The sequence below is a fragment of the Pedobacter sp. genome, assembly GCF_035566355.1.
Classification (GTDB): domain Bacteria; phylum Bacteroidota; class Bacteroidia; order Sphingobacteriales; family Sphingobacteriaceae; genus Pedobacter.
Window position 1 is genome coordinate 1 of the sequence record NZ_DATMRL010000085.1, and the last position, 10,527, is coordinate 10,527.

The 10,527-nt window shown below is 41.5% G+C and carries 12 protein-coding genes; 8 read left to right on the forward strand and 4 right to left on the reverse strand.

The features are described 5' to 3' along the window. A partial coding sequence (locus VNZ46_RS03185) for a 3'-5' exonuclease (RefSeq protein WP_325558629.1) occupies positions 1-432 on the reverse strand: 432 nt, incomplete at its 3' end. A 122-nt stretch (positions 433-554) separates the two neighbouring features. Next, entirely contained in the window at positions 555-1,037 is a 483-nt protein-coding gene (locus tag VNZ46_RS03190) for a lipocalin family protein (RefSeq protein WP_325558630.1), read from the reverse strand. Between the two features lie 156 nt (positions 1,038-1,193). Between VNZ46_RS03190 and mdh the strand changes: the two genes are divergently transcribed. Together mdh and VNZ46_RS03200 are read left to right on the forward strand one after the other, a co-directional pair. Next, positions 1,194-2,132: a malate dehydrogenase gene (gene mdh, locus VNZ46_RS03195; protein ID WP_325558631.1), complete on the forward strand. Its 939-nt coding sequence runs from the start codon at positions 1,194-1,196 to the stop codon at positions 2,130-2,132. A 4-nt stretch (positions 2,133-2,136) separates the two neighbouring features. Then, complete coding sequence (locus VNZ46_RS03200) at positions 2,137-2,574, forward strand: hypothetical protein (RefSeq protein WP_325558632.1); 438 nt, start codon at positions 2,137-2,139, stop codon at positions 2,572-2,574. 45 nt (positions 2,575-2,619) lie between these two features. Here VNZ46_RS03200 and gyrB read toward each other — a convergent pair whose 3' ends face one another. Then, positions 2,620-4,578, reverse strand: a complete 1,959-nt coding sequence (gene gyrB / locus VNZ46_RS03205) for a DNA topoisomerase (ATP-hydrolyzing) subunit B (RefSeq protein ID WP_108554833.1) — start codon at positions 4,576-4,578, stop codon at positions 2,620-2,622. Positions 4,579-4,798: 220 nt separating this feature from the next. Here gyrB and VNZ46_RS03210 point away from each other — a divergent pair, with 220 nt between their 5' ends. Together VNZ46_RS03210 and VNZ46_RS03215 are read left to right on the forward strand one after the other, a co-directional pair. Continuing rightward, the gene (locus tag VNZ46_RS03210; protein WP_325558633.1) at positions 4,799-5,404 is read left to right on the forward strand and encodes an OmpH family outer membrane protein; all 606 of its coding nucleotides are present in this window, start codon (positions 4,799-4,801) and stop codon (positions 5,402-5,404) included. Positions 5,405-5,478: 74 nt separating this feature from the next. After that, on the forward strand, positions 5,479-5,961 hold the full coding sequence (locus tag VNZ46_RS03215; RefSeq protein ID WP_325558634.1) for a nucleoside deaminase: 483 nt from the start codon (positions 5,479-5,481) through the stop codon (positions 5,959-5,961). 14 nt (positions 5,962-5,975) lie between these two features. On the opposite strand, the gene VNZ46_RS03220 is transcribed toward VNZ46_RS03215, so the two are convergent. Then, positions 5,976-6,374: an RNA-binding S4 domain-containing protein gene (locus VNZ46_RS03220; protein ID WP_325558641.1), complete on the reverse strand. Its 399-nt coding sequence runs from the start codon at positions 6,372-6,374 to the stop codon at positions 5,976-5,978. Positions 6,375-6,490: 116 nt separating this feature from the next. Between VNZ46_RS03220 and VNZ46_RS03225 the strand changes: the two genes are divergently transcribed. From VNZ46_RS03225 to VNZ46_RS03240, 4 genes are all read left to right on the forward strand, one after another. Then, a complete protein-coding gene (locus VNZ46_RS03225; protein ID WP_325558635.1) occupies positions 6,491-7,309 on the forward strand; it encodes a 2,3,4,5-tetrahydropyridine-2,6-dicarboxylate N-succinyltransferase in 819 nt (272 codons plus the stop codon). Between the two features lie 3 nt (positions 7,310-7,312). Further along, a complete protein-coding gene (locus tag VNZ46_RS03230) occupies positions 7,313-8,434 on the forward strand; it encodes a glycosyltransferase family 1 protein (RefSeq protein ID WP_325558636.1) in 1,122 nt (373 codons plus the stop codon). Between the two features lie 12 nt (positions 8,435-8,446). After that, positions 8,447-9,013 carry an L-threonylcarbamoyladenylate synthase gene (locus tag VNZ46_RS03235; RefSeq protein ID WP_325558637.1) on the forward strand — a complete coding sequence of 189 codons (567 nt, stop codon included), beginning with the start codon at positions 8,447-8,449 and terminating at the stop codon, positions 9,011-9,013. A 92-nt stretch (positions 9,014-9,105) separates the two neighbouring features. Next, on the forward strand, positions 9,106-10,509 hold the full coding sequence (locus tag VNZ46_RS03240; protein WP_325558639.1) for a CCA tRNA nucleotidyltransferase: 1,404 nt from the start codon (positions 9,106-9,108) through the stop codon (positions 10,507-10,509). The last annotated feature ends 18 nt before the right edge of the window (positions 10,510-10,527 follow it).

A 10,527-nucleotide genomic window follows, 5' to 3' on the forward strand; every position in this document is an offset into this window, starting at 1 on the left:
TCCCCCTGGCAACTTCAGCAATTCAGCGGTCACTTCTGTACAGGTATCCAATACTGGCATATCTGCCAGTCGGTTTTCTACGCCATAGCGATAAAACTCGCAACCCATAATATTGACGTCAAAACCAATGTTCTGACCCACAATAAATTCAGCTTTGGATAGGGCGATATTAAATTTTGCAAGAACCTCTTCGAGTTCTATCCCCTGCTCTTCTGCCAGTTCCGTAGAAATCCCATGGATACGTTCAGCATCATAAGGAATATTAAATCCCTTTGGCTTAACCAGGTAATCTTGATTTTCTATCAGTACACCAAATTCATCATGGAGCTGCCAGGCAATCTGTATACAACGCGGCCAGTTATCCGTATTGGTAATGGGCGCATTAAAATTACCTGGTAAACCAGTCGTTTCGGTATCAAAAATCAAATACATATGGGGTAATTAAGGATTCTCGCTTAAAAAAAAGAATACCCAAAATTACGGATTTTTTAAATGTTCCGAATGCTTAAACCGGAATAAATTCCTAATTTTCTAAGCTCCTGATTTTTCTGCTTTTAATGTACAGCTAACTTTTGCTTTGCCGCGGATTTATGTTCCTGCGAAACCAGTTTAGAGGTATCATACCCTTTCTCCTTGCAGCGGGCAATAATATCATTAAACAATTGCTCCTCAAGCTGAGGCTTCCTTGCCATAATAAATAAATATTTATGCTTAGGATGTCCGATCACTACATAGGAATAATCTTCCGCCAGTTCGATTACCCAGTAGTCTACTTTAAAAGGCCATACAAACTGAGCCTTATAGATCGCATTACCTGTACCTCTGACCGTAAACAACTTAGACCGGATATATTTTTGCTTTTGTTCTCCAATAACTTTGTAGGTGGTAAATACCGCATAATACCCGTCTGGATGGATCACATAAGTCTCGATCGTTTGCCTCCAGTGCTTATCCAGGAACGTTGGGATGGAGCAAAGCGAGTACCACTTTCCAGCATAAGAGAGCACATCTACTTTTTCAACAGGTATATTGTCCATATCAAGTTCTCGTTTCTATAGTATTAAGCAAATGTAAATTCTTTATCATAAAACCACCAAGGAATCATAAAGTTTTAAAAAGCATTTTTTATAAAGCAGTAATTGTATAACTTGTTCACATATTAATGGAATTTCCAATATAAAACGTATACGACTATGAAGATAACTGTTGTAGGAGCAGGAGCCGTTGGCGCCACTTGTGCTGATAATATTGCAAGAAAAGAGCTGGCACGGGAACTTGTACTTTTAGATATTAAAGAAGGCTTTGCAGAAGGCAAAGCGATCGATATGATGCAAACAGCTGCACTTCTGGGCTTCGACACCAAAATTACAGGTGTAACAGCCGACTACAGTAAAACTGCCGGATCAGCCGTTGCCGTCATCACTTCAGGTCTGCCCCGTAAACCCGGGATGACCCGCGAGGAACTTATTGGCATTAATGCAGGTATTGTGAAAGGCGTAGCCGAAAATATCCTGAAATATTCCCCTGAGGCCATCATCATTGTGATCAGTAACCCAATGGATACGATGACTTATTTATCTTTAAAATCTCTGGGTATTCCTAAACATAGGATTATCGGAATGGGTGGAGCTTTAGACAGCGCCCGTTTTAAATATTACCTGAGCACGGCACTCAACTGCAGCGCAAATGATCTTCAGGGTTTTGTTATTGGTGGCCATGGCGATACAACAATGATCCCCCTGACCCGTTTTGCAACCTACCAGAGTTTGCCAGTAACAGAATTACTGGACCAAGCCGTTTTAGATAAAGTTGCTGCCGATACTATGGTAGGTGGCGCAACCCTAACCGGATTATTGGGTACTTCGGCCTGGTATGCACCTGGGGCCGCAGGAGCTGCTTTGGTAGAAAGCATTGTCCGTGATGAAAAGAAACTATTTACCTGCTGCGTAGCCTTAGACGGAGAATATGGCCAGAAAGATATTTGTCTTGGCGTTCCTGTAGTGATTGGCCGCAACGGATGGGAATCCATTATAGACTATAAACTTAACGAAACTGAACAGGCTGCTTTTAATAAAAGTGCAGATGCAGTACGGAACATGAATAGTGTTTTAGCAGAAATGAAACTGATCTAAGTACATGAGGGCGATACATGTTCCTTTGAAATTGATCAACTTACAAGACGACGGTTTCCATCTTTTGATGGAAATTGTTGTTTTTGGTGAATCTCATCTGGCTGTCCTTGATACAGGGGCATCGAGATCTGTATTCGACAAAACATTACTGGAAAAGCACCTGTCTGATGACCTTGCAGCTTCACAGGAAAATACAGATGAAAATTATGCAACCACCCTGTTCAGTACCTCAAGTACTTTAATGGCAACCATTCCGGTTTTAAAACTAAACGGACTTAAATTAAAGAAATACGTAGCCGTAGGGCTGGATCTCGACAGCGTCAATGCTTCCTATCAACAAATGGGGCATCCAGTTATTGCAGCCATTATTGGAGGCGATATCCTGTTCCAACACAAAGCTGTTATTAATTACAAAAAGCTACAGTTAAAATTGTATAAATAAAAAAGGGCCGGTGAAATTCCACCGGCCCTTTTCAATAAAGATCAATTAAGCATCGATCTTCGCATATTTTGCATTACGCTCAATAAAATCACGTCTTGGTGCTACTTCATCTCCCATTAACATAGAGAAAGTATGGTCACACTCAGCAGCATTTTCTATCGTTGCCTGTAATAGAGTACGGGTTGCAGGATTCAAAGTGGTATCCCACAATTGTTCTGCGTTCATCTCACCTAGACCTTTGTAACGTTGAACGTGTACACTTTCTTCTTTACCTGCACCTTTTAAACGCTGAACAGCAGCATCGCGTTGTACATCATTCCAGCAATATTCAAAATCTTTACCCTTTTTAACCTGGTACAATGGCGGAGCAGCAATATAAACATATCCAGCCTCAATCAGCGCCTTCATATACCTGAAGAAGAAAGTTAAGATCAATGTGGTAATGTGGGATCCGTCAATATCCGCATCCGTCATAATCACAATCTTGTGATAACGCAGCTTGGTTAAATTTAAAGCCTTATCGTCTTCCGGCGTACCGATACTCACACCAATTGCAGTAAACATATTCTTGATCTCGTCATTTTCATAGATCTTATGTTCCATTGCTTTTTCCACGTTAAGGATCTTTCCTTTCAAAGGAAGGATGGCCTGGAAATTACGGTCACGGCCTTGTTTTGCCGTACCACCCGCAGAGTCTCCCTCCACCAGGTAAATTTCACATCTTTCCGGATCGCTGTCCGAACAATCGGCCAGTTTACCAGGAAGTCCTGAACCACCCATTACACTCTTTCGCTGAACCATTTCACGGGCTTTACGTGCCGCCGCACGCGCAGTTGCCGCCAGGATCACTTTATTGATGATCAGCTTCGCTTCCCTCGGATTCTCCTCTAAGTAATTATTTAAAGCCTCACCAACAGCTACATCAACCGCACCCATTACCTCAGAGTTACCCAGTTTGGTTTTGGTCTGACCTTCAAACTGAGGCTCCTGTACTTTTACGGAAACTACAGCAGTTAAACCTTCGCGGAAGTCATCACCAGTAATTTCGAACTTCACGTTCTTCAATAAACCGGACTTATCTGCATAAGCTTTCAGTGTACGGGTCAAGCCTCTTCTAAAACCTGCAATATGCGTTCCCCCCTCATGGGTGTTGATATTGTTCACATAAGAATGCACATTCTCTGTATAACTATCATTGTACTGTAAGGCCAGCTCTACAGGGATACCACTTTTAATCCCTTCTACATAGATCGGTTCTTCAATCAATGAAGGACGGTTACCATCAAGGAACTGTACAAATTCTTTTAGTCCACCTTCTGAATGAAAAAGCTCGGTCAGGAATTCCCCGTTTTCAAGAGTTTCACGTTCATCTGTTAAAGTCAGTTTAATTCCCTTATTCAGAAACGCAAGCTCTCTTAACCTCGAAGCAAGCGTATCATAACGATACTCTGTGGTCTGTGTAAAGATGGTCGGATCCGGAGTAAAGGTTACGATCGTACCTCTTTTTTCCGTTTCACCAATAGACTTTACATCATACAAAGGTTTACCAATATTGTACTCCTGCACCCAGATTTTACCTTCCCTGTGTACTTCGGCTCTTAAGTGTGTAGACAAAGCGTTCACGCAACTTACCCCCACACCGTGCAAACCTCCGGAAACCTTATAGGTATCCTTATCGAATTTACCACCGGCGTGCAGCACGGTCATTACAATCTCTAAAGCTGATTTTTGCTCCTTTGTATTGATACCGGTTGGAATACCCCGGCCGTTATCTTCAACCCGGATAGAGTTGTCTTTTAAAATATTTACATAGATGGTATCAGCATGTCCTGCCAATGCCTCATCAATTGAGTTATCGACTACCTCATAAACCAAATGGTGCAAACCTTTAACTCCGGTATCTCCTATATACATCGAAGGGCGCTTACGCACCGCTTCCAAACCTTCTAATACCTGTATATTATCTGCCGAATAATTTGACTTTGGATCTTTTTCTTCGCTCATAAATTTTAATAAAAAATATAAATACAAAAATAACGAATTATGCCCAATTAACCGTAAATGTGGATAACTATTTAGACTGAAAATGACATAAAAACAGCCTTAAAATCACTTTATTTAGGATAGTAAATTGTAAATTTTATATTTGCTTAAATTTAAAGGCACTACTGATACTCTGCAGCGCCAAAACAGTATTAAAAGAAAAAGATAATAATTTAGAATAATGAAAATGAACACACTAAAACTAAGCGGTCTTGCAACTGCTGTCGCTCTGGTTTCCATTATGGCTTCCTGCCAGAATAAGGAAGGCGCAGCTACTAAAACTTCCGCTACAAAATCTGAAACTGCTGCGGTAACTGGTAAAGACCAAATTGTTTATGTAAACTCAGACTCTTTACTTACCAAATACCAATACTTCAAAGATCTTCAGGCAAAAATGGAAACCAAAACCAAGGCTGCCCAAGGAGATATGGGGGCTAAAACACAGGCTTTCCAAAGAGAAGTTGCCCAGTATCAACAACAACAAAACACCCTTCCTGCAGATCAAAGAGCAGCAACAGAGCAAAGGTTAGCCCGCAAACAACAAGAATTACAAGCTTATCAGCAAAATGCAGGTTCAGCACTTCAGCGCGACCAGGCTGCAGAACAGGAAAAATTATATGATAAAGTGGCCGACTACTTAAAAACCTATGCAAAGAAAAAAGGCTTTAAAATGGTATTAACTTATGCCAAAGGAAACAGCGCGATTCTTTTTGCTGATGAATCTTTAGATGTAACCAGTGAAGTGATCGTTGGATTAAATGATGCTTATAAAGCAGAGAAAAAATAATCTCCTGATCTTTAAAATTTCGAATGCCCTGAATTTCGGGGCATTTTTTTTGTGGTCTTTTATTTGAAGAAATTATGGAACAATCAACTCAACACGAAAAATTCATGCGCCTGGCCATTGAATTATCTGAAAAAAATGTATTGGAAAGCTTGGGCGGACCTTTTGGTGCCGTCATTGTAAAAGATGGTCAGATCATAGCCCAGAGTGGAAATAAGGTAACCACAAGCAATGACCCAACTGCCCATGCGGAAGTTTCGGCCATCAGATTGGCTTGTACTGCACTGAATACATTTGATCTGTCGGGCTGCGTGGTCTACACCAGCTGTGAGCCATGTCCTATGTGCCTGAGCGCTATTTATTGGGCAAGAATCAGTACCATTTATTACGCCAACACAAAAACAGATGCTGGGAATATTGGTTTTGATGATAAATTCATTTATGATGAACTGGAAAAGCCAATGGAATTACGTAGTCTGCCTATCAAACAGATGATGAGGAATGAAGCACTGCAGGCTTTTAAACTTTGGGAACAATCAACCAGGCGGACGGATTACTAACATCCTCCGCTTCTTTAATCTTCCTCAAAAAAATTATCTGTTAAACCGTCGATTTCTCTTCTGTCCCTTTTTGTAGGTCTTCCTGCGCCTCTGTCCCTGGTCATCACAGGCGCATGGAAGGTAGATTTGTAAGCCAATGTTTCTTCCAGTGGCGTAATGTCCTTATATTTCATAACTGCAATTTTTGCTTCCGTTCTATTATAGGAAAGCTCTACCACTTCAATCACTTTCTTTTCAATCCCTTTAGAGACCTGGTATACATCCCCCGGCTTTACAATAGCTGAGGGCTTAATATTCTGCCCATTGAGCTTTACCCTTCCTGCTTTACATGCCTCTGTAGCCAGACTTCTGGTTTTAAACAAGCGTATCGCCCACAAGTATTTGTCTATCCTTAATTTTTCCTGCTCGGTCATAAACATCAAAAATACGTAAGAAGCTTCATAATTAACAGTTAAAAACAAAAATATTCCAATGAAACCATCGCCCAATACATAAATTTCATTTATTTTGTCAAAAATTAAATTTAATCATGATTGCAGAATTAAAAAAGTTAGTAGAAGCCGCTTGGGAAGACAGAACTTTATTAGAATATAGTCAATATTGCGAAGCTATTGAAAGTACAATTATCATGCTTGACCGTGGTGAACTCCGCGTAGCAGAACCTGTTTTAAATTCATGGGGTGTCAATGAATGGGTAAAAAAAGCAGTAATTCTTTATTTCCCGATCAGAGAGATGAAAGAAACTATAGTTGGTCCTTTTGTATTTCATGATAAAATGAAATTAAAAACCAATTACAAAGAACTAGGTGTTCGCGTTGTTCCTCATGCCATCGCAAGATACGGTGCATTCCTGGCAAAAGGTGTTATTCTGATGCCTTCATATGTAAACATCGGGGCTTATGTAGATGAAGGTACTATGGTGGATACCTGGGCAACAGTGGGTTCTTGTGCACAAATTGGAAAACACGTACACTTGAGTGGTGGTGTTGGAATTGGTGGTGTTTTAGAACCGATCCAGGCTGCACCCGTGATTATTGAAGACAACTGCTTCCTGGGTTCCAGAGCAATCGTTGTAGAAGGTGTACGCGTAGAACATGAGGCTGTATTAGGTGCCAACGTAGTACTGACTGCCTCTACAAAAATCATAGACGTAACCGGTCCGGAACCAGTAGAATATAAAGGAATTGTTCCTGCACGTTCTGTCGTGATCCCTGGAAGTTACACTAAAAAATTCCCTGCAGGAGAATACCAGGTTCCTTGTGCACTGATCATTGGTAAACGTAAAGAATCTACAGACAAAAAGACATCCCTGAACAATGCATTAAGGGAAAATAATGTAGCTGTATAATTAATGAATATTGGTTTTGATGGAAAAAGGGCAGCGAATAATCTCACCGGATTAGGCAATTACAGCCGTTCGCTGATTGGGCAGCTGGCCCGTTATTTTCATCAAAACCATTATTTTGTTTACAGTCCCAAAATTAAGGATCATCCCCAGGTTAGTTCTTTTTTTGAGGATGCCAGGATCACACTTAAGCTGCCTCAATATGCGGGGCCTAAATTTATGTGGAGAAGTTATGGCATTAAAAAACAGCTGCTAAAAGACAAAATCACACTTTTCCATGGTCTTAGCCAGGAAATCCCCCTCGGGTTAAAAGCGACAGGAATCAAGTCTGCTGTCACCATTCACGACCTGATTTATTTACGTTATCCACAGTATTACAAACCCGCAGATCGGTATATCTACCACCTGAAAGCCAGATATGCCTGTATCAACAGCGACCGTATCATCGCCATCAGTGAATGTACCAAACGTGACATTGTAGAACTCTATCAAATTGCCCCCTCCAAAATAGAGGTCATTTACCAGAGTTGTGATGATGCCTTCAAACAAGCACCAGACCTTTCCCTGCATCAGCGCATTAGAGCAGAGTACCAGCTTCCGGAAAAGTACATTCTGAACGTTGGAACAGTAGAACCCCGCAAAAATCTGATGCTCATCATTAAAGCATTAAAAGATATCGATCCGGGATATGCCTTGGTCGTCGTTGGAAAACACCAGCCTTATGCCAAACTTGTACAGCAGGAAATAGAGCGGCTGGACCTCGGTCACAGAGTCATTTTCCTTCAGGGTCTTCCTTTTTCTGCGCTCCCTTCTATTTACCAGATGGCCAGCCTTTTCATTTATCCTTCCTATTACGAAGGATTCGGGATTCCAATTATAGAGGCCATGTATTCCAATATCCCTGTTATAGGAGCAACCGGATCCTGCCTGGAAGAAGCGGGCGGCCCGGACAGCCTATATGTACATCCCGAAAATCCGGAGGAGCTTGCAGAACAAAGCAACCGTATTCTGGGTGATAAGACACTTCAGCAGCACATGAAATCCATGGGTCAGCTCTATGTCCAAAAATTTGACAACCATTTACTGGCAAAACAAATGATGGACTGTTATTTAAAAACACTAAAATGATACCTTTGTATCATGCTGAAAACAGAAATCGAAAAAGCACTGGATGTTTTAAGAAACGGAGGTGTAATTCTCTATCCCACAGATACCGTCTGGGGACTGGGTTGTGATGCCACTAACGAGGCGGCAGCAGCCAAAATCAATGCCATTAAAGGGCGTTCTGACGACAAAAGTTTCATCATCCTTCTGGACACTGATGCAAAAGTGCAAAGTTATGTAACCGAAGTACCCGATGTGGCTTATGATCTGATCGAATTTGCAGAAAACCCATTGACCCTTATTTTTTCCGGTGCGAAAAACCTTGCCCAAAATGTCATCAATGCAGATGGCAGCGTGGGTATACGAGTGGTTAAACATGAATTTTGCACACCGCTTCTGCAACGGTTCCGAAAACCTATAACTTCCACATCAGCAAACATTTCCGGACAGCCGGCACCTAAATTCTTTGACGAAATAGACGAGAACATTCTCGCCGCGGTAGACTATGTTGTGGATTGGGAACAAGAACTCAGAACCCCCAGAAAACCTTCTACCATTATGAAATTAGGAGCAGGCGGCCAATTTTCCTTTATTAGAAGGTAACTTTTAGTACTTTTGCAGAAACTCAACCCAATACTTCTGTCTATTGAAATTTTGCTTCCGCAAGATTCAGGGCATTTAATAATTAAACACGAATGAAAGAACACTTAAAACATCCAGTTTTCAAGGTCCTTGCTGATATTGCTGCCCAACATACAATCGAAGCTTATGTGATTGGAGGCTATGTTCGTGATATTTTTTTAGAGCGCCCATCAAAAGACATCGATATTGTGGTTCTTGGCAATGGCATAGAGTTTGCTGAACTTGCAGGACGTCAGCTGAAAACCAAAGTGGCCGTGTTTAAGAACTTTGGTACAGCCATGCTTAAATACCACGACCTGGAAATTGAGTTTGTAGGCGCCAGAAAAGAGTCCTACCGGGCAAACTCGAGAAAACCAATTGTAGAAAACGGCACTATTGAAGACGACCAGCTTAGACGCGACTTTACGATCAATGCTTTAGCCATCTCTTTAAATGCAGCAAATTACGGTGTGCTGGTTGATCCCTTCCAAGGCATCAGCGATCTCCAGGGAAAACTGATCAGAACTCCACTCGACGCGGAAATTACTTTTTCAGATGACCCCCTAAGGATGATGCGCGCCATCCGTTTCGCTTCACAACTCAATTTCTCGATTGATGACAAAGCCCTTTCTGCGATCAAAAAGCAAAAAGAGCGCATCAGCATTGTTTCTAAAGAACGTATCACAGACGAATTGAATAAGATCATTCTTTCTCCGGTTCCGTCTGTTGGTTTTAAATACTTGTTTGACACCGGACTGCTCCGCATCATTTTTCCACAAATGGCCAACCTTTACGGAGTCGAAATCATCAATGGAAAAGGGCACAAAGACAACTTCTACCATACCCTTCAGGTTTTAGATAATATTTCCCTAAACACCAATGACCTTTGGCTAAGGTGGGCGGCCATCCTGCATGATATTGCCAAACCACCAACCAAAAGATTTGAAGAAGGCCACGGCTGGACTTTTCATGGACACGAAGATAAAGGAGCCCGTATGGTTCCCCAAATCTTTGCCCAACTGAAACTTCCCCTCAATGAAAAGATGAAATATGTGCAAAAACTCGTACAACTCCATCTGCGCCCTATTGTACTGGCCCAGGAAGTCGTAACTGACTCTGCTGTACGCCGCTTATTGTTCGATGCTGGTGAAGATATTGAAAGCCTCATGCTGCTTTGCAATGCAGATGTCACCACCAAAAATGAATATAAGGTTAAAAAATACCGCAATAACTTTGAGCTGGTTAAACAGAAACTCAAAGATGTGGAAGAACGGGATAAGATCCGGAACTGGCAACCCCCAATTACCGGCAATGATATTATGAATGCCTTCGGCTTGTCTGCAGGAAAAGAAGTAGGCCTGATCAAAAATGCCATCAGGGAAGCTATACTTGAAGGAGAAATCACCAACTCTTATGAAGACGCCCTCAGGTTTATGCTGGAGAAAGGGAAAGAATATGGACTTCAACCAGCGAATTAAGACATTTAACAAATTAAT